The sequence below is a fragment of the Telluria sp. ZT3P26 genome (assembly GCF_059686035.1).
Window position 1 is genome coordinate 658650 of record NZ_JCASII010000003.1, and the last position, 21106, is coordinate 679755.

The following is a 21106-nucleotide window of genomic DNA, read 5'->3' on the forward strand; positions in this document are numbered from 1 at the left end:
TAATACTGTTTTGCGTATATGTACCGACGCGCGCACGATGAGGCGTGCGACTGATTTCACGCAATATTGCCATAATTACTTCTCACGAATGCGGAACACCCCATGCTGCTCGCCACCTACAACGTCAACAGTATCAACAGCAGGCTGGACGCCCTCTTGCACTATCTCGAGGAGCGCCAGCCGGACGTCGTGTGCCTGCAAGAGCTGAAGGCGCCGCAAGAGAAATTCCCGATCGCCGCGATCGAGGCGGCGGGCTACCACGCAGTGTGGCACGGCCAGAAAAGCTGGAATGGCGTCGCGATCGTCACGCGCGAGCCGGCGCAGGAAGTGCAGCGCGGCCTGCCGGGCGACGACGCCGATGAACAAAGCCGCTACCTCGAGGTGGCCTACCAGGGCATTCTGATCGCCTGCCTGTACCTGCCCAACGGGAACCCGGCGCCCGGTCCCAAATACGATTACAAGCTGGCCTGGATGGAGCGCCTGCGCTTGCGCGGCCTCGAGCTGCTGGCCGCCGGCGTGCCGGCCGTGCTGGCCGGCGACTTCAACGTGATCCCGACCGAGCGCGATGTCTACAAGCCCGAACGCTGGGTCGACGATGCGCTATTCCGCGACGAGACCCGCGCCGCATTCGGGCGCCTGATGGAACAGGGCTGGCTCGATTCGCTGCGTGCGCTGCATCCCGATGAAACGATCTACACGTTCTGGGATTACTTCCGCAACGCGTTTGGCCGCGACGCCGGCCTGCGCATCGACCACCTTCTGCTGAGCCCTGCACTGGCGCCGGCACTGAAGGCGGCCGGCGTGGACAAATTCATGCGCGGGCGCGAAAAACCCAGCGATCACACGCCGACCTGGGTTGAATTCGACCTGAGCAAACTATCCGGCAAGCCTGTCTGACCCAATTCACGACGGCGCACCCAAAGATGCGCTGCGCCCACCACCATAAGGAACCCTCATGAAAAAACTTCTCGTTCTCGCCGCCGCCCTCGCCCTGCCGATCGGCGCGCAAGCTGTCTCGATGCCAGGCTTTTGCGCCAAGGGCATCGGCCCTGCCGAAGCCAAGGTCTGCGGCCATCCCGGCTCCGCCGAATCGGAAGGCCTGATCTACGCGATGTACCGCGCAGCCCTTGAAAAAATCGACGCCGGCGCCGGCAAGACGCTGCAGGAGCAGCACACCAAGTGGTGGGACGGCGTCAAGCAATGCGCCGATGCCAAGGACATGACCAGCTGCATCAACAATGCCTACGGCACCCGCGCCATGCAGCTGCAGACGGCGTACAAGGTCACCAAGGCCAAAGGCCCGGTGAAGTACACCTGCAGCGACAAGAGCAAGATCACTGCCTTCTTCCTCGAGACCACGCCAGCGTCGATGGTCGCAGCGCGCAACAAGGAACATGTGCTGCTGCGCGGCGAGCCAAGCGACAACGGCGTCGCCTACGGCAATCGCGGCGAACAGTTCAAGGAACAGAATGGCAAGATCACCATCAAGTGGGGCGAGAACGCCAAGGAACTGAGCTGCAAGAAGGCTTGATGTCTGCTTGAACCCGCGCTGCGGGATGCTTGACGAAGGGCGAACATGCGCTATGCTGTTCGCCCTTTCTTCATCTTGCCGCCACCATGCTTTCGCCCGAACAGCTCTTCGGCTTTCTTGCCGCCGCCATCCTGATCACGCTCTCTCCCGGGCCCGACAATCTGATGGTGCTCAGCACCGGCATCGCCAAGGGGCGCCTGCGCGGCATGGCTTTCGGACTGGGCTGCGCCTTCGGGTGCCTGAGTCACACGCTGCTGGCCGTCATTGGCGTGAGTGCGCTGATCGCGGCGTCGCCGACGGCGTTCACGGCGCTCAAGGTCGCCGGTGGCCTGTACCTGATCTGGATGGGCTGGGGCGCCATTCGCAGCCGTGGTGGTGCGCGCGTCTCCGGCGAAGGATTGTCGAATGAACCGGCGGGGCGCCTGTTCGCCAAGGGTCTGGTGGCGGCGGCGATCAATCCGAAAGTGGTGCTGTTCTTCCTGTCGTTCCTGCCGCAATTCGTCGTCGCGGCGCGTGGCGACGCCAATCTGCAGATCGGCATGCTGGGACTGGTCTTCACGCTGCAGGCGGCCGTGATCTTCGGCCTGCTCGGCTACTTCTCGGGCACGATCGGCGGTTGGCTGAACCGCACCCCCACGGCCGGCATGTGGCTTGACCGGATCGCGGGGGCGTTATTTATCGGACTGGGGCTGCGCTTGATCGTGGCCCGCTAGGCACAGCATCGTTATGCCGACGGCTCGTGGATCGGGCAGCGGTTGAACTCCGAGCGGAATTCGCGCGACGTGGCCATCACCTGGCGCCGCGCGCGGTTGACCGACCCGAGCGGACGGTGTTCGACGAGGCAGTTCCACTGGTCGTAGGCGATTTCGTCTTCCAGCTTTTCCAGCGACGCATCCCAGCTCGTCTGCGGTTCGAGGCGCACGCGCGCCACGGCGATGAACGGGCTCAGTTCTTCTGGCCACTCGACCGAGGCATCCTCGATTGGCATCTTCTCGACGTCGACGTTCAGCTGCACGCGCAGTTCCCACTCGCCGCCCTGCGATGCAAAGTGCGAGCCGATCGCGTGACGCTGCGCGTCGTCTTCAGTCTTGATCGATGCGCCATCGAGGGCCAGCAGTTCAGGCGCAACCGGCGCCAGCGACAGCTTGGCCATGTACTGGCCGTACAGGTACGGGGTCTGGCTGAAATAGGTCTCGCCCAGCGGATGGTGCTGCGGCTCGCCGCCCAGCGCCTTGAGCATGCCGCTCTCGCCGCCGACCGCTTCCAGTGCATTTTCGGCGGTGCGCAGCACGGCCGAGATGATTTTCTTGCCGGTTTCGGATGCGTTGGTCGTCGCGGCCAGCATCTTCACGCTTTTCAGAAAACCCTGCGGATCGGGCGCCGAAAACACCGGCCCATTCACCATCAGGAAGTCCTGCGAGTTGCCGCTCTTGGCGGTGTCGAAGCGTTCACCCGGCACATTCAGCACCTTCATCGCCACCGCGCGGTGGGTCGAAACGCCATCCGGCAGCTGCTCGGCCGGTGGCGACGACCATCGCAGCAGCACATCATAGGTACCGGCCTGGCCGAACAGGCCCTGTGCCAGTTGCGGCGGCAGGTTGTCCAGCACGGTGAGCTTGCCGCGCACCAGCGCATGGCCCTTGGCGTGAACGGCGCGGCTGGCGTGGCCCTCATGGTCTGCCACCTTCTTGGCCATGTTGGCAAATACGGTCTGCAGCGCGTGAATGGTCTCGGATTCGTCGAGGCCAACGTGTTCATACTCGCTGCGGAACACGAGGGGATTGGCTGGTGCATTGGTCGTCATTGGTGGCTCCTGAAATGAAGCATCCAATGTAGCGAACTTCGACACCCTGCGATGTTCGCCAGACCACCGTCCCGACCACGCGCCGTTACAACGTGATGACCACCTGCGCCGCCTGCCCAGCCTTCGCCGCGACCGGCACTTCCAGCAGGTGCTGCTGGGCGTTGAACACGAAGCGCACGGCGCGGCCGTCCACCGTCACCACCCGCGGTCTGGCGGCCACGTTGTGCACCTTCAGCGCAAAGCCCCGTGGGGCGGCAGTCATCGCCTTGCCGGTTTCAGTGGCAAAGCCGATCTCGAGGCGCCCTTTGCCGTCTGCCTCGACCAGCTTGCTGGTGAAGCGCACGATCTCGTACTTGCCCGCCGCGAAGGCGCCAGCCGTCTCGCCATCGTCGTCATACAGCTTGCCGCTGGACGTCTTGACCGAGGCATCGTGGTAGTAATGCAGGTCGATGTGACGGCCCGTGTAATCGCGCGTGGTCTGCACCACCTTCGCCATCGGCACGAATGCGCCAGCGCGCACGTAGACGGGGATATTGGCCTCGACCGGCCGCACGGTTTCCAGGATGCCGCCCTTGTGCATCTGGCCGGTATGGAAGTCGAACCACACGCTGCCCGTGGTCGGGAAGTACACCTCGGCGCGCGTGGCACCTGGCTTGACGATCGGCGTGACGAGAAAATCGGGGCCCCACAGATACGTCGACGAGCGCTCGATCGGTTGGGCCGGATCGGTTTCGACGAACATCAGGGGGCGCATCAGCGGCATGCCGGTCTGCTGGTTATCGAAGGCGATCGTGTAGTTGTACGGCAGCATCGCGTAGCGCAGCCATACCGCTTCGCGCGCCAGCACCTTGGTGCGCTCCGAGCGCAGCACCGGTTCGGACGCCACCGCCTCTTGCGCATGCGGGCGGAAGATCGGCTGGAACACGCCGTACTGCAGCCAGCGCACGTACAGTTCGTCGTCGAGCACCGCACCGGCAAAACCGCCCAGGTCCGAGTGCATGTAGGCCAGGCCCTGCATGCCCATCTGCAGCGAGATTTCCATCTGCGACTGCAGACCGCCCCAGCTGCGGCTGACGTCACCCGACCAGGGGATCATGCCAAAGCGTTGCGAGCCCGAGTAACCGGCGCGCATCAGGATGAACGGACGCTCGGCCGGGAATTCACGCTGATAACCTTCGGCGATCAGGCGCGCCCAGTCGTGACCATAGACGTTGTGGACCTGGTCGGCCGTGCCGGTGCCATGCACCAGGTTCGACGGATGCAGTTCCGGCTCGCCCAGGTCGCCCCACCAGCCAGTAACGCCGCCCTTTTTCAGGTTACGGTAGATGTTCCACCACCAGTCGCGCCCTTCCTTTTTGTACAGGTCGATCAGGCCCGTGTTCCCGAAGTAGAAGTCATACGTGGCCGGCTTGCCGGCGCCGTCCAGCGCCAGCACGTTCTTGTCGACCGCTTCCTGCCAGCGTTTGGACGTGGTCAGCACGAACGGCTCGGTGATGACGACCGTCTTGACGCCCTTGGCATTGAAGTCGGCCATCATTTTTTCGGCGTGCGGGAACGTGTCGCGGTCCCAGTCCATATTGCCCATCGTGCCCTGCACCGTCTTGCCGAACCAGTACAGGTCGAGCACGACGGCGTCGAGCGGAATCTTCTCTTGCGCGAACTTGTCGACGATGGCGCGTGTCTCGGCCTCGGTCTTGTAGCCGAAGCGGCTGGCGAAGTTACCGAAAGCCCAGCGCGGCGGCAGCGGCTGGCGGCCCGTCAGGTCGGTGTAGCCAGTCATGACGGCGTCCCAGGTGTCGCCCGCGACGACCTGGTACGTCTTGCGCCCGCCGATGACTTCATAGCGCAGCGTGCCGTCCTTGCGGCTGTCGAAATCGAGCCAGCCGACCTGCGGATTATCGAAGTGGATCGCGTATTTTTTCGACGACAGCGCCACCGGGATCGTGAAGTTGAGCAGCTCGGACCGTTCGGCGTAGCCATAATCGGCCTTGTTGTACAGACGCAGGCGGTTGCCGCGCCGGTTCATGCCCAGTGCACGCGCCCCGCCGCCGTACAGCGCCTCGCCGTCATCAAGCCCGAATTCGATCGTGTCCATGCCGTCGACGCGGCCAAAGCCGCGCTTTTCGGCCACGAGCGGCTTGCCCTTGTACGTATAAGCGATGCGAAACGGCTTGCGGTCGACCGTGACCGCGATGCCGTCGGTCGCGTACGTGATGCGCGCGCCGTCGTCCCTGAAGCTCGCCGGCGCCTGCACCGGGGCCAGGATCACCGCGTGCGAAGCCGGCTCGAACTGTTCGCCGTTCGGGATGAAGGTGGTCTCGACGATCGCGCTCGAATAGGGCTTGATCAGGTAGCGCCCGTCGGCCGTCGCGATCTCGAGCGTGTTGCCGTTCTGCGCGACGCTCTTGAACTGGCGCTCGGCGTTCTGCGCGAACGCGAGCGTGCTGGTGGCCAGTGGGAGTGCGGTAATGCACAGGGCAAGGCGGGCGATCGTGGCTGTTGTCATGTCTTCGATGTCGTTATGTCAGGTTGTGCGGCTGCAGCCGAAGCATGACAGAATTCGGTCGCGACCAACAGCCTTGCCCTTCATGAAAACTGAAGACCGTTCGCAGCCTAGCGGGTTCCGAGTGTCAGCAGCATCAGGCGCCCCTGCCCGTCGGCGCGCTCGTTGGTCACGACGATGATGCGCCCTTGCGGGTCCTGGCTCAGGGCCGATACCGACGGCGTCGAGAATTCATCGTCGGTCTGTTTGCCATAGCCCGGCACCAGCGCCGAGATGTCCTTCCATGAGTAGCCGTTGTCGTCCGACCAGGCCAGATAAGGCCGGCCATGCAGTTTGTCGAAGCCGCCGATGACCAGCGTGCCCGGATTGTCCCTGAGCGGCAGGAAGGCATCGATGTACGGGTAGCTCTGCGTGCTGGTCAGCGGCTCATGAAGCACGAACCTGAAGCTGCGACCGTTGTCCGTACTGCGCAGCAGGCCGCCTTCGACGCCCACGTACACCATCCCGGTACCCGGCACCGATTCGATGAACTGGACATTGCGGTTTTCCAGCTCGGGCAAGGTCAGTGGCAGCTTGTCCTGGCTGGCCAGCGCACCGCCGTCCGTGGTGAGACGATAGGCCTCGACGAAGGCCATGTCGAGCGGGCACTCGCCGCCGACCAGCACACGGTCGCCAAGCACGTGAAACTTGGTCGCGTAGCACATCTGCGAATCCTTCGAGCCCCGGATCACCTGCCAGGTCGTGCCATTGTCGATTGAGGTGAGCAGGTTGTTGCCACCGCCGGCGTTGCTGTACAGGCGATTGCCGGCCAGTTTCAGGTCCTGCATCGACAGCGTCTCGCAGAAGTAGTCGTTGCAGGTGCGCAGGTCCTGGTCGCGCGGCGTGAAGCTGATCGCAGCTGGACCCAGCGAGCAGGTCGAGTGCTCATTGCTGGTCTCGGGCGTATCGGCCCACGGCTGCATCAGCCACACGTCCTGCCCCACCAGCTTGATCTTCGGCGAACGCCCGATGAAGTCGCCGATGGGCGCCATGGCGCATGCGCCCGGATCCATCGGGCGCCAGCCCGATGCGGCAGTCAGGGGCAATGCGGTACGCAGGACGGCCGAGCCCTCGGTCGCGCTGTTGGCCAGCGACAGATAGGCGCTGTCACCCCGGAACACGATGGTGTCCATCGCGCGCGTGGTCGACGACAGCAACTCGAGGGTCGTTGCCACCGGCGTGACGGCCACTGGTGGCGTGACCGGTGCCGCCGGGTTGTCGGCGCCGCCGCAGGCTGCAACGAGCGCGCCGATCAGCAGTGCGCGGGCGGCGCCGATGGTGGCCCTCCTGGTGTGTTCGATCATGCGAGTCTCCGGGTCTTGTGGATGTTGTCAGTGCGCGATTCTAGGCAATGACCGGCGCTCGCATGCCGGTTTATTGTCCGCCGACTGTCGTGAAACTGTAAGCACGGCGCAGTGCGCCCGCCGATGCGTCTTTCATCCAAATGGCATAGAATCGTCGGATTTTGCGCGCCGGCCTGGCCGGGGTGCAGTCGCAGAGGACTTGTATGGACACGACACTCGGGCGTCCGGTCAGCCAGACCCGCTCATTCGCCACGATCGCGCTGATCGAATTGTGGGAGCGCTTCGGCTACTACGGCATGCAGGCGCTGATCGTCTACTTCATGGTGCAGCGTCTGGGGTTCGACGATACCCGCGCCACGCTGGTATGGGGCGCGGCCGCTGCCCTGATCTACGTCGCGCCGGCGATCGGCGGCTGGATCGGCGACAAGGTGCTGGGCACGCGCCGCTCGATGGTCATCGGCGCCATCATCCTTTCGCTCGGCTACGCGCTGATGGGCATCCCGACGACCAACACCTGGCTGACGTTTTCGGCGCTGGGCGTGATCGTCGTGGGCAATGGCCTGTTCAAGCCGAACACCGCCAACCTGGTACGCAAGATCTACGAAGGCAACGACTCGAAGATCGACAGCGCCTTCACCATCTACTACATGGCCGTCAACGTCGGCTCGACAGTCTCGATGCTGGCCACGCCGGCGATCAAGGACTACGTCAACGCCAACTACGCCGGTGAGCTGGGCTGGCACGTGGCGTTCGCATTCTGCAGCGTCGGGCTGTGGGTGGGCCTCATCACGGTGGGCCTGTTGCGCCGCACGATCGGACATATCGGCTCGCCCCCGGATAACTTGCCGCTCGACTGGGGCAAGCTCGCACTGGTGCTGGGTGGCGGCGTGCTGGCCGTGATCGCATCGGCCTTCATCCTCGAATACGGCTGGCTCGCGCGCCTGTTCGTGTACCTGGCGGGGCTGGTCGTACTGGGCATCTTCATCCACCTGATCCGCACCAGCCAGGCCAGCGAACGCGCGGGCCTCGTCGCCGCGCTCGTGCTGACACTGCAGACGGTCTTCTTCTTCATCTTCTACCAGCAGATGTCGACATCGCTGTCGCTGTTCGCGCTACGCAATGTCGACCTGGATTTCAGCCTGTTCGGCAACCACCTGTTCACGTGGTCGCCGGCGCAGTTCCAGGCGCTCAACGCCATCTGGATCATGCTGCTCAGCCCCGTGCTGGCCTGGGTCTACACGCGCGCCAGCAATGCGGGCCGCGACCTGTCGATCGCCGCCAAGTTCGCGCTGGGCTTTGCCGTTGTCGCGGCGGGCTTCTTCACGTACGGCTTCGCCGGCGCCTTTGCGGTCAATGGCCTGACCTCGTCGTGGATCATGATTGCGGGCTACGGCCTGTATTCGCTGGGCGAACTCTTGGTGAGCGGCCTGGGACTGGCCATGATCGCGCGCTACGTGCCGGCGCGGATGGGCGGCTTCATGATGGGCGCCTACTTCGTGGCCGTCGGCATTTCTCAATACCTGGGCGGCCTGGTGGCCACGATGGCCAGCGTGCCGCAAGGGATGACCGACCCTCTGCAGACGCTGCCGATCTATACGAGCCTGTTCAACAAACTGGGCCTGGCGGCAATCGCGTGCACGTTGATCGCGCTGGCTGCACTGCCGCTGATGCGCCGCCTGACGGCCGAGCATCACACGCACCGGTAGGGTTCTTGTAAGATGGCCGGATTGCTTCTTTTTTGATCCGGCCATCATGTCTTCCAATTCCCTCGCCACCAACCTGCAGGTCGCACAGCGCGTGCACGCCATCGAACCGTTTCGCGTCATGGAGATGGTCAAGGCCGCCGCCCTGCTGCGGCGCGCGGGCCACGACATCATCAGCATGAGCGTCGGCGAGCCTGACTTCACGGCGCCCGACATCGTCGCCGATGCCGCCGTGGCCGCAATCCGTGGCGGCGTCACGCAATACACCGAGTCGCTCGGCCTGCCCGAGCTGCGCGCTGCCATCGCCGGCCATTACGCCGCCACGCAGGGCCTGGACATCGATCCGCGCCGCATCGTCATCACCGCCGGCGCCTCGGCCGGCCTGCTGCTGGCCTGCGCCGCACTGGTCGGCCAGGGCGACGAGGTCCTGATGCCCGATCCCTCCTACCCGTGCAACCGCCACTTCGTGACCAGCTTTGGCGGCACACCGGTCCTGGTGCCGGCCTCGTTCGAAGACCGCTACCAGCTCGGCGCGCACCATGTGCACGAGCGCTGGACGGCGCGCACGCGCGGCGTGCTGGTGGCCTCGCCCTCGAACCCGACCGGCACGTCGATGACGCCGGCGCAGCTGCGCGACATGCTGGCCGCCGTCCGCGCGCGTGGCGGCTTCGCCATCGTCGACGAGATCTACCAGGGACTGTCGTATGACCACGTGCCGGTGAGCGCGCTGGCGCTGGACCCGGATGTGATCACCGTGAACAGCTTCTCGAAATACTTCAACATGACCGGCTGGCGCCTAGGCTGGCTGGTGGTGCCCGACAGCCTGGTGCCGGTGTTCGAAAAGCTCGCGCAGAACCTGTTCATCTGCGCGCCGACGATCGCCCAGCATGCGGCGCTGGCCTGCTTCCAGCCAGAAGCGCTGGCGATCTTCGAGGCACGGCGCCAGGAATTCCAGCGCCGCCGCGACTATCTGGTGCCCGCATTACGCGCGCTGGGGTTCGGCGTGCCGGTGATGCCGGATGGCGCGTTCTACGTGTACGCCGACGTCACCGGGCTCGATCATCCGCTGCGGGGCGACAGCGCGGCGCTGAGCATGGCGCTGCTCAATGACGCGCACGTGGCGATCGTGCCGGGGGATGATTTCGGCGTGGCCGCACCGTCGCGGCATGTGCGCTTTTCGTATGCGACAAAGTATGATCGGATCGAGGAAGCGGTGGCGCGGCTGGCACGGCAGCTGGGGCGGTGAGCTGCATGACTGCATCATCACGCGCAGACAAACCATCGTCTTTCGCGGTGTGAGAGAGGCTAAATTCTTATGAGCGTTGCACTTGGGTGAAGGTTCGCGGCCGTCGACATTGGCCGGCCGCGTGATAGCAGCAATTTACCAGCCTTGTTCACTGCGGCACAGGTCCGTCAATTCCACATCGTCTTGAACAATTCGACAACACATCCCGACCGGATCAATGCATAGCCGGTTTCGCCAGCCAGGTGTTGCCAGGAATGCCGGTCAGTGCTGTACCTGACAATTTTGTCGCCGGGTCGAACCACCGATTTGAAAGCGCGCCATTCCGCGTTCATGAATCCGAATGGCACTTGCGGATAGTCCGATCTGAGTTTCAGCATATCCGGAAGTGTCGCCTTTTCTTGCCGCTCTATTTCAGCAATCGTCAAAGGCTTGGACACTTGGTCGGTCGGAGAAAATTTGCCACAAAATTTAGCAGGCTGGCCCGCAAAAACTGCGGATGATGCGACCATCAGACACATCGAAAAAAGCAGTTTCATGGACGTTTAGTGAACTTGCTGATCAATATTGTTCCGCTTTTTTACGAAGCTGGCCATTCGAGTCAGCGGCACAGATCAGCGGTCCGGGAAATTTCTAGGCTTGTTTGTCAGACCAGACTGCCAACTCGTAGCCATCAAGATCCTGAAAATGGAACCGACAGCCACCGGGAAATTCGAACACTGGCTTGGTGATCACGGCACCGGCGATCTCAAGCCGTCGCTGCGTTTCGGCTAAATTGTCTGCGTAGATGATGACAAGCGGGCCACCGGGGCATGGCGTTTCACCCGTAACGAAACCGCCGGTCAGCCGGCCATCTGTGAATTCGGTATAGGCAGAACCGTAGTCCGTATATTGCCAATCAAAAGCCTTCGCATAAAATAATTTACTTCTCTCAATGTCGGCAACATTGAATTCAATATTATCGATCTTTCGGTCGCGGTTTTGCATTGTCATCTTTGCCTCCAGAATAAGACGTTAATATGTCGGTGTGCATGACGTCGAACGACTGCTTTTGCCGAACTCTGCCAGCCGCGCCAGTCTGGCAGGTTCCGGATTCGAAAACTGCACTGGCCGGCCTGTTCCCGCAATCAGGCTGCAGTTGATTCAGGCACGGGCGTGGTGGATGCCGAGAAAACCGTGGCGCGTATACCGTCCGCAGTTGGCTTGCTTTTGGACTGGAACCGCACTGTTCGAATACCAGCTTGCAGCAGACGTCCGTCCCGAACCGCATCCTTTTTGTGTGAATGTGTTCTGTCGTCAAGCTCGACGACTGCAATGATCTGGCAGCCACGATCGCAGACCACATAGTCCACCCGCTGCTGCGCGATACGAAGATGGTCACTGTATGCGCGCTTTTTGTCTGTCGTGGCTGCCTGGATCAGGGCTGACATGGCGACTTGTGGGAACACATAACAATCCGGCAGTGCGACGATGAGACGACCAAAAAACTCGGCCTCGTTTTCAGTCATCAATGCGCGGGATTGATAGGCTTCACCTTTGCGCCGACCTCTTCCCGCCACCTTGCCAATAGCGACGATGATTAACGCCAACAACAGCAATGCCAACATGACTTTCATACCGCCGATGCCTTTTTATTCGTTGCCAATCAAGTAGGCTCAGCATAGCCGATCGCCATGGCCGACATAGTCGCAGAATGTCACGGAGCGCAGGATTGAAACAAGAACAGGGTCAGCTCTAAGAACAGGGTCAGGTCTGGCATTCGGACACGAACTCAACAAAAAGCCTACTCATGAATGCCCTGATGAAGGTACTAAGGAAGAATCCGTGTCCAAATGTCAGACCTGACCCTGGCTACCTGACCTTGGCTACCGGTATGCAACCAGGTATGAGCGGATTGAGGAAGCGGTGGCGTGGCTGGCGCGGCAGCTGGGGCGGTGAACTGCGTGCGCTGATTGACTGCCCGTCAATGACAATCGAAGATCCACCGAAGTTACCTGGCGCACGTCCCCGTCAACGCGTCGCAAACATGGCAACCACGCTTCGAAGCGCTTCGCCGCCAAAAAAACGTCGGTGATTGCGCGCACTTGCCATTGCGGCTGTAGCGCTGCGTGAGAATAACGCACGCTCGTAAGTTGTCAGAGCGGCCTCGAGATCACCCGGATGATTGCACAGCGCGTGTGCAAGTTCAGCACCGTCAACAATGGCAAGGTTGGCGCCCTCACCGGCAAATGGCGACATCACATGCGCCGCATCCCCCATCAGCGTGACACCGGGTGTGTGTTGCCATCGATGGGTCACCGGTAACGCATGGATAGGACGAACGACTGGCGTGGTATCGCTTGCGGCGACCAGCGTGAGAAGCTCCGGAGACCACCCGGCAAATTCCTTCGCGACGCTGTCAAGCGCGACGCGGACAGAGCTGACATCAACGGCAGCGATCCAGGATGCAGGCTTGTTCAAGGCGATATAGCTGTGCAGCGTGCCGTCGGCATGGTGGTGTGCAAGGATCGCCCTGTCTGGCGCCACTGCCATCAACGTACCAGAGCCGATGACCGCTGCGGTCGCTGGATACCGTGCCGCGCCATTGAAGAGACGGGTCTCGACGAAGGACGTGCCACTGTATCGTGGCGTAGAGGATGAGACCAGGGGGCGTACTTTCGACCATGCGCCATCGGCCCCAACGAGCAGATCCACCTCGGCCGTGCAGCCATCTGCAAACAATAACCGATGCTGCCCGTTGGCCAGTGGAACAGCTTGTGCGAGCTTGCAGCCCCACTGGATGGTTTCCGCTGGCAATGACGCAATCAGGAGCTGGCGCAGCGCACCCCGCTCTACCTCGGGCCTTGATCCAGCGTCTGAGCCAGGCCTGTCAAGCAACACGGTGCCATGCTTGTCCACGACGCGCTTGGCATCCTCGCCGGGAAGTACGAGTGCCTGAAACGCGTCGTAGAGCCCGGCTGCCTTCAGACCTGGCTGTCCGTTGTGCTCGTGGATGTCGAGTAACCCTCCTTGCGCTCTTGCTGTGGAGGATTTCTCGCCTTCGAAGATGATGGCTGCTATGCCGTTGATGTGTAAGACACGTGCCAGCGTCAGTCCGGCCAGGCCGGCGCCGATGATAGCGATGCGTGGACGAATAGAACAAGGACGATGTGCAGGATAGGCCATGGCGGTGCGTTCCGATCTGAGCATGCGCGACCAGGCACACAAGCTCGAAGAGTTCCGACGGAGTCGGGGAAACGCTGGCCGGCATGACAGGATGTCAGGCGGCGTGTGGGCGATTGGTTAGCTGCTTGACTGCATCATCATGGACAGCAACACCATCGTTTTTCGCGGTGTACGAAACCCGAGATTCTCATGGCCGGTGCACTCGTGTCAAGGTTCGCGCCTGCCGGAATTGGTCGGCCGCGTGGAAGCAGCAAGTTGCCAGCCTAAATGATGCACTGCCTGCCACAACAGGCAGTGCCAGGCGCAGGGCGGCATTCTTCACTGCCGCACACGTCCGTCAATTCCACATCGTCCTGGTCGGCCATACGGATCGGCGGTATGGAAGATTTCCGGGCTTGTTTGTCGCCAACTCATCGCCATCAAGATGACGAGAGCCCCCCCGGGTCGTGGCGCCTCGTCCGTAGTGAACCCGCCGGTCAGCCGGCCACCTCGGAGTGCCGTGGACGAATACCACCCGCCAGCAACGCCACACCCGCAAATGCAGCCAGCGCAACACCCGCGCCCCACCCCGTCAACAATGCGCCAAACAATGGCGCCCCCGCGCTCTGGCCAGATGCGAGGATCAGGAATGGCATGCCCAGCCCCAGGTCGGGTCGCTCAGGGAGCAGCCTGATGCCCTGGATCAGGTAAGCGCCGGACGAGGTGATATACGACGCCCCGAACAGCGCCACGCTGGCGAACGCGAATGCGGCGGAGATCGACGTGAAGGACAGGCCAATGATGCCCGCGGCCATTCCAAGCAACGACGTGCGGTGGACGCGCAGCAGGCCGAAACGCTGGACGAAGGCGCCCGTCATCGCGCCGGCGACGCCGGCCAGACCAAGCGCCACCCAGATCCAGGCGATATCGCGTTGCGTGAAATCGAATTCGTCGCGCAACAGGCTGCCGCCAAAGGTCCAGATGGCCGTACTCGACAAGCCCATCAACAAGCTGCCGCTGCACAGCGCCAGCATGCCGGGGCGCTTGAAGATCGCGAGCGAGACCGGCCCGCTCGTGGTGCGTTCCCGCCCCGTTGGCACCGCACACCAGACCCAGACCGTCACGACGCAACTGATTGCCGCAAACAGGCCGTAGAGTTCGCGCCAGCCACCGAGTGCGATCAGGCTCGCCAGGCCGGAGAAGACGATGCCGGCGGCGGTGCCCGCATTGATGATGGCATTGGCCTTCGGCCGGTGTGCCTCGTCCAGTCGCAATGCCACTGCTGTCGCCAATGGCGGCGAGGTCAGGCCGGTACTCATGCCTGCCAGCGCAACGCCCACACCCAACGCCCACCCGGTCGTGGACAACGTGATGATCACCATGCCGACGGTCGATGCCAGCCCGGCGGCGAAGGCAATGGTTCGTGGCGAGCACGCACGGTTCACCATGAAGGTGATGCACACGCCAATGCAATACGCGACGAACGCGCTGCTGCCGATCCAGCCCGTGGTGCCGATATCGAGCGACAGTTCGGTGCGTATCTGCGGCAGCAGCAGCCCGAAGGCAAACCGCGCCAGCCCGTACGAGACGGCGGTCAGTGCGAAGGCGGCCGCCAGCAGGTTGACGTTATGCTTCACGGTGGCTGACTGCGCCCGCAAGCAGCGACAAGGCGGCATCCCTGGCCGCGCGAATCACGGCCGTATCGTCCAGGCTCGCGATGGCCGTCGCCCCTTCGAACAGAATCCAGATCTGGGAAGACAGCAGCGGATCGTCATGCCCCAGCGCGTGCTTGACGCGCCTGGTGATCTCGCTGAAAAACGCGGCTTTCTGCGCGCGCACCAGGACCACGATGTCATCGTTCGCGCCCCGGTACTCATTGCCAGCCCGCAGCAGCAAACAACCCGAGGCGCCGAATTCGGCCGACCACCGTTCGAGCGTAGTAAACAGCGCTTCGACCGGGCCGATCCCTGCATCGTCGTGCTGCAGGAGCGCCATGAACGCTGCATGCCGCGATTCGAGCGCGGCCACGACCAGGCCGTCACGCGAACCGAAATGCTTGTACAGCGTACGCGTGGATGCACCGATGCTGGCGCCGATGTGATCGACGCCAATGCCGCGCAGGCCTTCGCGTGCGAACAGCTGTGCGGCAGATGCTGCCATGTCAGTTTTCTTGTCCATGGCCCGAGTGTACAACGATCGTTGTACATGTCAAGCGTACGGTGTCCCGACGGGACTGGTCTCGTGGTGCAAAGTGGCTTTAGGCGTTTTGCTCTGGCACGCCCGGCCCGCCCGCCAGCGCATCGACCAGCGTGGCCGACGCCACCGGCTTGACCAGGTAGCGATCGAAACCGGCGGCCAGCGCCTTTTCGCGGTCGCTCGGCTGGCCATAGCCCGACAGCGCCACCGTCAGCGGCCTTGGGACCGGCTGCGCGGCGCGCAGGCGCGTCATCAGTTCCAGGCCATCGATGCCGGGCAGGCCGATGTCGCAGACGATGGCGTCGAAGCGTCCTTCCAGCGCGAGTGCCAGGCCGGCGTGGCCGTCGGCCGCGATCTCGACCTGGTGGCCTTCGAGTTCGAGCAACAGGCGCAGCACCTCGGAGGCGTCGCCATTGTCTTCGATGACCAGGATGCGGCGCGCGGCGCTGGCCGCATGCACCGGTGCGGCGGCGGGCACGTGCGGCGCGCCGGCCGATGACTGCGGCAGGCGCACGGTGAAGGCGCTGCCCTGGCCCGGGCCATCGCTGCCGGCAGTGACGCTGCCGCCATGCATGCTGACCAGGTTGCGCACGACGTTCAGGCCGACGCCCAGTCCACCCTCGGAGCGCGCCAGCGTGCGCGGCCCCTGCGTGAACAGCTCGAACGCGCGGCCGATCGTCTCGCCCGACATGCCGGCGCCGTTGTCCGCGATCGTGACCGCGATGCCATCCTCGCAGCGTACGCTGACCGTGACCTGGCCGCCATCCTGCGTGTACTTCGAGGCGTTGTTGAGCAGATTGGTGAAGACCTGCGTCAGGCGCACGCGGTCGCCGTCGACGACGAGATCGCGCTCGTCGTGGGTGATCGTCAAGCGCTGGCCGCGCTCGCGCACGCGCGGCATGATCGTCTCGGCCGCGTGTTCGAGCACTTCGGCCAGGCGCAGCGGTTCGATCGCCAGCGTGATCTTGCCGCTGCTCAGACGCGCGGCGTCGAGCAGGTCGTCGAGCAGGCGCGCCATGTGGTCAACCTGGCGCTGGATCACGGCCGTGAGGCGCGCCAGCGGCAAGGTCGCGACCGGGCCGCGCGCCAACAGGCCGGCAGACACGCTGATCGGCACCAACGGGTTGCGCAGTTCATGCGCCAGCATGGCCAGGAACTCGTTCTGGCGCCGGTTCGTGTCTTCGGCGTCGTCGCGCGAGGTTTGGGCGTCGACCGCCGCCAGCACCAGGTGTTCGTTGGCTTCGCGCAGGCTCACGGCCAGCGTGGTGCTGGCGTCAAGCTCGCGCTGCAGTCGCGCGTTCTCGCGTTCCAGCTGCGCCAGACGGCTGTCGGGCGAGGCTGGCTCGCTGGCCTGTAGCGCCGGCACGGAAGTCATTCAGGCCGCGCCCCGCGAAGTGGGCAACCCGTGCAGGACGCCTTCGTGCGCAGAGCTGATCGGATCGATGTGGATGCCGACGTCGTCGATATGGAACTCGCGCAGGTCGTGACTGTGGCTGCTGCCGCGCACCTTGACCACCGAAATGAAGCGGCGCAGCTGGCCCGCGCTCTCGCCAAAGCGCATCAGGACGACTGCATCGGTCAGGTAGGCGATTTCGGACTGGCTGAAACGCAGATGCGTGAAGTCGTCATCCATCCCCATCGTCACCAGTACCGTGATGTTGCGCTTGGCCAGCGACGTGAGCATCTGGAACACGGTCGAGCGCAACTGGTTGCGCCCTTCCGGCGCCAGGTACAGCGACAGCTCGGACAGCGAATCGACCACCACCCGGCGCGCGCCGGTGCGGTCGATCGCTTCGGTCAGCGCCTCGAGTACCTCGTCCACCGTCAGGTCGATCATGCGGCTTTCCAGCACCTCCACGTCGCCAGACGCCACCATCCCGGCCAGTTCGGCATTGCGCAGGCGCGACGTGCCTTTCTCGAACGAGAGCGCCACGCCCTTCTCGCCCCGGCGCACGCCCTCTTGCAGGAAGCGCGTGGCCAGGATGGTCTTGCCGCAACCGCTCGGTCCCGTCACCAGCAACGAATGCCCCTGTGGCAGGCCGCCGTGCAGCAGCACATCCAGGTCGGACGTGCCGGTGGGGATACGCCGGGGATCGCGGTCGGTCGGCGCGCCGCCATGGTGGTCGTGTGCCAGTGGCGGCAGCATGCGCGGATAGACGCGGATACCGTCGTCGGTGATGCGGAAGGTGTGCGAGCCGTTCATGTGGGCCTGGCCCCGCATCTTCACCACGCGCATCTTGCGCACCACCGAATTGTCGTCATGCACGGGCGTCAGCGAGATCATGCCGTCGGCCACCGTCATGATCGGACTGGCCTCGGCATCGCCGTTGGCATACTCGCCGATCAGGAAGGTGGTGGCTTGCCAGCTCGTCATGCGCGTGCCGAGATCCTGGATGAAATGCTGCAGGTCGGCCGCACCCTCGTTGCCGCTGCGCGCCGTCTGCGCCACCGAGCGGAACGAATCGACGAACACGAGGCTCGGCGCGAAGTCCTCGACCTCTTTCATCATGCGCGCCAGCACGGTGCTGAAGTCGCCCGCACGCAGGTCTTCGGCCAGGTTCACGTAACGCACCGCGGTGCCAACCTTGTCCATGTCGAAGAAACTGTACTGCTGCTGGTAGCGCAGCATCTTCAGCGGCGGCTCGCCCAGCACGGTGAAGAACAGGGCACGCCGCTCGGTCGTCGCGAGGGAGAACATGATCTGGTGCGCGAGCGTGGTCTTGCCCGAACCCGGTGGCCCGGCGATCAGGTTGAACGAAAACTCGCTCAGTCCACCACCGAGCAGGACATCGAGCCCTTGCACACCAGTGCTCAATTTCCCAAGTGATACTTTGTCGCTCATTAGTTGTGATCCTGTACTTTCTTCTCTTCTCCGTCTACCGCTGCGGCATCGAGCAGGCGCCGGGCAAGTGCGTGCCCGATCAGCGACGCCAGCAGGTCGGTAAATTTCTGGAGCAGGGCCGCATGGGCCACTTGTGCGAGGTCGGGTGCAACGCTGGCGAGCATGTCATCCAGCGCGTCGATCTGGGCGGCGCGGGTCTTGCACGGCGCCGTCGTGGCCAGCCATGTGTAGTCGGGGCCGACGAGACGCAGGGCCCGGCCATACAGCGCGCAGAAACCGCTGTCGCCGATGAGGGGGCCAAGCTGGTCAGCGAGGCGCCGCCACGACTGAATGAGTAAAAGGTGTTCTTCGGAGCGCCCGGGATCGCCTTTACTCGTGATCATGTATGGATCGGAAAACAATTGCGGCCGTTGTCATCATGAAAGGTCCATGCACACTGCGGTGCGGAGTTGTCGTACGCCCGCGTTGTAGTGTGCCCGGCGATAGGTTGACAACATTATATCGTGGCTTTTCACAATTTCTTTTGAAAGCCCCTGCAAATGATGGGGTCAAAGAAGGCGTGAAATCTGACCCGCAGTCCGTCAATACGCGGTGGCGACGAGAATCGCATGCAGTAGGCGTTCCCGGCATTCCCCGCTAAGATGGCTGGCACCGGGCGCGAACGCGCCCGACCGTCATGCACCTTCATGGATTGGGATTCAATGGAAAAGAAGAAGCTGAGCGCCGTCATCTCGACGGCCTTCGTGGTAATGGGACTGGCCATGGCGCCAGTCGTTACAGCGGCAACACCGGCGCCGACCGCGGGCAAGTCTGCCAAAGCGACGCCCGCCGATGCACGCTTCAAGGACATCTACACCAAAGAATGGCAATGGCGGGTCGCCGAAAAGCTCGAGCGCGACGATGACGCGCCGGACGCGAGCCGCGGCTTCGCCCGCGTCGACGCGCCGGCGCAGGAAGCACGCCGCGTGTACTGGGCCGGCATCCTGAAGCAACTCGATGCGATCAAGCCCGCCAGCCTGTCGCCGGCCGAGCGCATCAACTTTGCCGTGTACCGCGCGCAGATCGCGTCGCTGCACGATGCGCAGGTGTACCGCGAGTTCGAGCAGCCGGTCAATGCCGACAGCGCGTTCTGGACCGGCGTCACCTACGGCGCCCGCCGCCCACTCAAGACCACGCAGGCCTACCGCAATTACCTGGACCAGCTCGAAGGCATCCCTGCCTACTTCGACGAAGAGATCGGCAATATGCGCGCCGGCCTGGCGCGCGGCTTCACGCCGCCGAAGGTCACGCTGGCCGGCCGCGAAAGCACGCTGCTGTCGGTGACCGAGGCCAAAACGCCGCAGGACACGGTGTTCTACGGCCCGTTCAAGACGATGCCGGCGACCATGCCCGCGGCCGAGCAGGAAGCGCTGCGCCGCCAGGCCGTGGCGATCATCGCCGGCAAGGTGCAGCCGGCGCACGCGAAGACCCTCGCCTTCTTCCGCGACGAGTACGTGCCGAAAGCGCGCACCACGCTGGCGGCCCAGGACATGCCGGGCGGGAAAGACTACTACCAGTCGAAGATCGTCGAATTCACGACGACCAGCCTGACGGCCGACCAGATCCATGCGATCGGCCTGGCCGAGATGGCCAAGATCCGCACCGAAATGCACGACATCATGCAGCAGGTCGGCTTCAAGGGCGACCTGCAGGCATTCCTGCAGTTTTTGCGCACCGACCCGCAGTTCTACGCGAAGACGCCGGCGGAACTGCTCAAGAGTGCGGCGTGGACCGCCAAGCGCTTCGACGCCAAGGCCGACCAGTATTTCGGCCACCTGCCACGCCGGCGCTTTGCGATCGTGCCGGTGCCGGACGACCAGGCGCCGTTCTGGACGGCCGGACGCGGCGGGCCGGGGATGTATTGGGTGAACACCTACAACCTGCCCGCGCGCCCGCTCTACAGCCTGCCGGCGCTGACGCTGCACGAATCGGCGCCCGGTCACGCCTTCCAGATTCCGCTGGCGCAGGAACAGAAAGGCGTGCCGCCGTTCCGCCGTGCGTACATCTCGGCCTACGGCGAAGGCTGGGCACTGTACACCGAGCGCCTGGGCGCTGAGATGGGCATCTACGAGACGCCGTATGAAGTCTTCGGGATGCTCAGCTACCAGGCCTGGCGCGCATCGCGCCTCGTGGTCGACACGGGCGTGCATGCGAAGGGCTGGACGCGCGAGCAGGCGCAGGCCTACCTGATGGAGAACACGGCGCTGTCGAAGCACGAAGTCGAGACCGAGGTCGACCGCTATATCTCGTGGCCGGGCCAGGCGCTGTCGTACTACCTGGGCCAGATGGCGATCCAGGAAGCCCGCGCCAGGGCCGAAAAAGCACTGGGGCCGAAGTTCGACATCCGCAACTTCCACGACACCGTGCTGCACATGGGATCGGTGCCGCTGCCGGTGCTGCAGCAGCGGATCGACACGTTCATCGCCGATGGCGGACCGAGTCCGTATCCGAAGGAAAGCTGATTGCTACTGCAGAGTGGCCAGCACAGCCGGGGTCAGGTCTGACATTTGGACACGGCCTCAGCCTTAGCCTTGGTACAGCCGGGGTCAGGTCTGACATTTGGACACGGCCTCAGCCTTAGCCAATTCCACTGGTGTCTTGCCTCATATTAGTATTACCCAGCGCCAGCTACGTGACTGTCGAGGTCGTGTCCGAATGTCAGACCTCGTATATTGAACATGCCAGCTCACCAGTAGATAATCGTGGTGATGTGGCCGGTCGGGGTGACGCTGTTCAGACTGAGTGCCATTGAGCACGT

The 21106-nt window shown here is 63.5% G+C and carries 18 protein-coding genes; 6 read left to right on the plus strand and 12 right to left on the minus strand.

Translation table 11 applies throughout. The features are described from left to right. Positions 1-102 precede the first annotated feature (102 nt). The 3 genes from xth (at position 103) to AC56LN_RS13615 (ending at position 2244) form a co-directional block, all read left to right on the plus strand. Positions 103-897 (plus strand): exodeoxyribonuclease III, encoded by a 795-nt coding sequence (xth, locus tag AC56LN_RS13605; RefSeq protein WP_499572438.1) that lies wholly within the window; start codon positions 103-105, stop codon positions 895-897. A 58-nt stretch (positions 898-955) separates the two neighbouring features. Beyond that, positions 956-1531 (plus strand): MliC family protein, encoded by a 576-nt coding sequence (locus AC56LN_RS13610; RefSeq protein ID WP_499572440.1) that lies wholly within the window; start codon positions 956-958, stop codon positions 1529-1531. A gap of 86 nt (positions 1532-1617) precedes the next feature. Then, on the plus strand, positions 1618-2244 hold the full coding sequence (locus AC56LN_RS13615) for a LysE family translocator (protein ID WP_499572442.1): 627 nt from the start codon (positions 1618-1620) through the stop codon (positions 2242-2244). 11 nt (positions 2245-2255) lie between these two features. Here AC56LN_RS13615 and AC56LN_RS13620 read toward each other — a convergent pair whose 3' ends face one another. The 3 genes from AC56LN_RS13620 to AC56LN_RS13630 all read right to left on the minus strand — a co-directional run bounded on the left by AC56LN_RS13620 (position 2256) and on the right by AC56LN_RS13630 (position 7181). Further along, positions 2256-3335: a catalase family protein gene (locus AC56LN_RS13620; protein ID WP_499572444.1), complete on the minus strand. Its 1080-nt coding sequence runs from the start codon at positions 3333-3335 to the stop codon at positions 2256-2258. Positions 3336-3420: 85 nt separating this feature from the next. Beyond that, positions 3421-5841, minus strand: a complete 2421-nt coding sequence (locus AC56LN_RS13625) for a glycoside hydrolase family 31 protein (protein ID WP_499572446.1) — start codon at positions 5839-5841, stop codon at positions 3421-3423. A 107-nt stretch (positions 5842-5948) separates the two neighbouring features. Further along, positions 5949-7181 carry a beta propeller repeat protein gene (locus AC56LN_RS13630; protein WP_499572448.1) on the minus strand — a complete coding sequence of 411 codons (1233 nt, stop codon included), beginning with the start codon at positions 7179-7181 and terminating at the stop codon, positions 5949-5951. Positions 7182-7384: 203 nt separating this feature from the next. Between AC56LN_RS13630 and AC56LN_RS13635 the strand changes: the two genes are divergently transcribed. Further along, positions 7385-8887 carry a peptide MFS transporter gene (locus AC56LN_RS13635; protein ID WP_499572450.1) on the plus strand — a complete coding sequence of 501 codons (1503 nt, stop codon included), beginning with the start codon at positions 7385-7387 and terminating at the stop codon, positions 8885-8887. A gap of 46 nt (positions 8888-8933) precedes the next feature. After that, entirely contained in the window at positions 8934-10130 is a 1197-nt protein-coding gene (locus AC56LN_RS13640) for a pyridoxal phosphate-dependent aminotransferase (RefSeq protein WP_499572452.1), read from the plus strand. Positions 10131-10297: 167 nt separating this feature from the next. Here AC56LN_RS13640 and AC56LN_RS13645 read toward each other — a convergent pair whose 3' ends face one another. From AC56LN_RS13645 to AC56LN_RS13685, 9 genes are all read right to left on the minus strand, one after another. After that, entirely contained in the window at positions 10298-10666 is a 369-nt protein-coding gene (locus AC56LN_RS13645; RefSeq protein WP_499572454.1) for a hypothetical protein, read from the minus strand. 94 nt (positions 10667-10760) lie between these two features. After that, positions 10761-11120: a VOC family protein gene (locus AC56LN_RS13650; RefSeq protein ID WP_499572456.1), complete on the minus strand. Its 360-nt coding sequence runs from the start codon at positions 11118-11120 to the stop codon at positions 10761-10763. 134 nt (positions 11121-11254) lie between these two features. Beyond that, complete coding sequence (locus AC56LN_RS13655) at positions 11255-11743, minus strand: DUF2726 domain-containing protein (protein ID WP_499572458.1); 489 nt, start codon at positions 11741-11743, stop codon at positions 11255-11257. 394 nt (positions 11744-12137) lie between these two features. Continuing rightward, a complete protein-coding gene (locus AC56LN_RS13660; protein ID WP_499572460.1) occupies positions 12138-13292 on the minus strand; it encodes an FAD-dependent oxidoreductase in 1155 nt (384 codons plus the stop codon). A 476-nt stretch (positions 13293-13768) separates the two neighbouring features. Then, positions 13769-14908, minus strand: a complete 1140-nt coding sequence (locus AC56LN_RS13665) for an MFS transporter (protein ID WP_499572462.1) — start codon at positions 14906-14908, stop codon at positions 13769-13771. Next, the gene (locus tag AC56LN_RS13670) at positions 14898-15431 is read right to left on the minus strand and encodes a TetR/AcrR family transcriptional regulator (protein ID WP_499572464.1); all 534 of its coding nucleotides are present in this window, start codon (positions 15429-15431) and stop codon (positions 14898-14900) included. The genes AC56LN_RS13665 and AC56LN_RS13670 overlap by 11 nt, the downstream gene beginning before the upstream one ends. Positions 15432-15528: 97 nt before the next feature. Beyond that, positions 15529-16842, minus strand: coding sequence for a hybrid sensor histidine kinase/response regulator (locus tag AC56LN_RS13675; protein WP_499572466.1), 1314 nt, complete (start codon positions 16840-16842; stop codon positions 15529-15531). Continuing rightward, positions 16843-18309 carry an ATPase domain-containing protein gene (locus AC56LN_RS13680; protein WP_499572468.1) on the minus strand — a complete coding sequence of 489 codons (1467 nt, stop codon included), beginning with the start codon at positions 18307-18309 and terminating at the stop codon, positions 16843-16845. Further along, on the minus strand, positions 18309-18692 hold the full coding sequence (locus AC56LN_RS13685; RefSeq protein WP_482899121.1) for a hypothetical protein: 384 nt from the start codon (positions 18690-18692) through the stop codon (positions 18309-18311). Before AC56LN_RS13685 ends, AC56LN_RS13680 begins: the two co-directional genes overlap by 1 nt. Positions 18693-19010: 318 nt before the next feature. Here AC56LN_RS13685 and AC56LN_RS13690 point away from each other — a divergent pair, with 318 nt between their 5' ends. Beyond that, positions 19011-20810 carry a DUF885 domain-containing protein gene (locus tag AC56LN_RS13690; protein WP_499572470.1) on the plus strand — a complete coding sequence of 600 codons (1800 nt, stop codon included), beginning with the start codon at positions 19011-19013 and terminating at the stop codon, positions 20808-20810. The last annotated feature ends 296 nt before the right edge of the window (positions 20811-21106 follow it).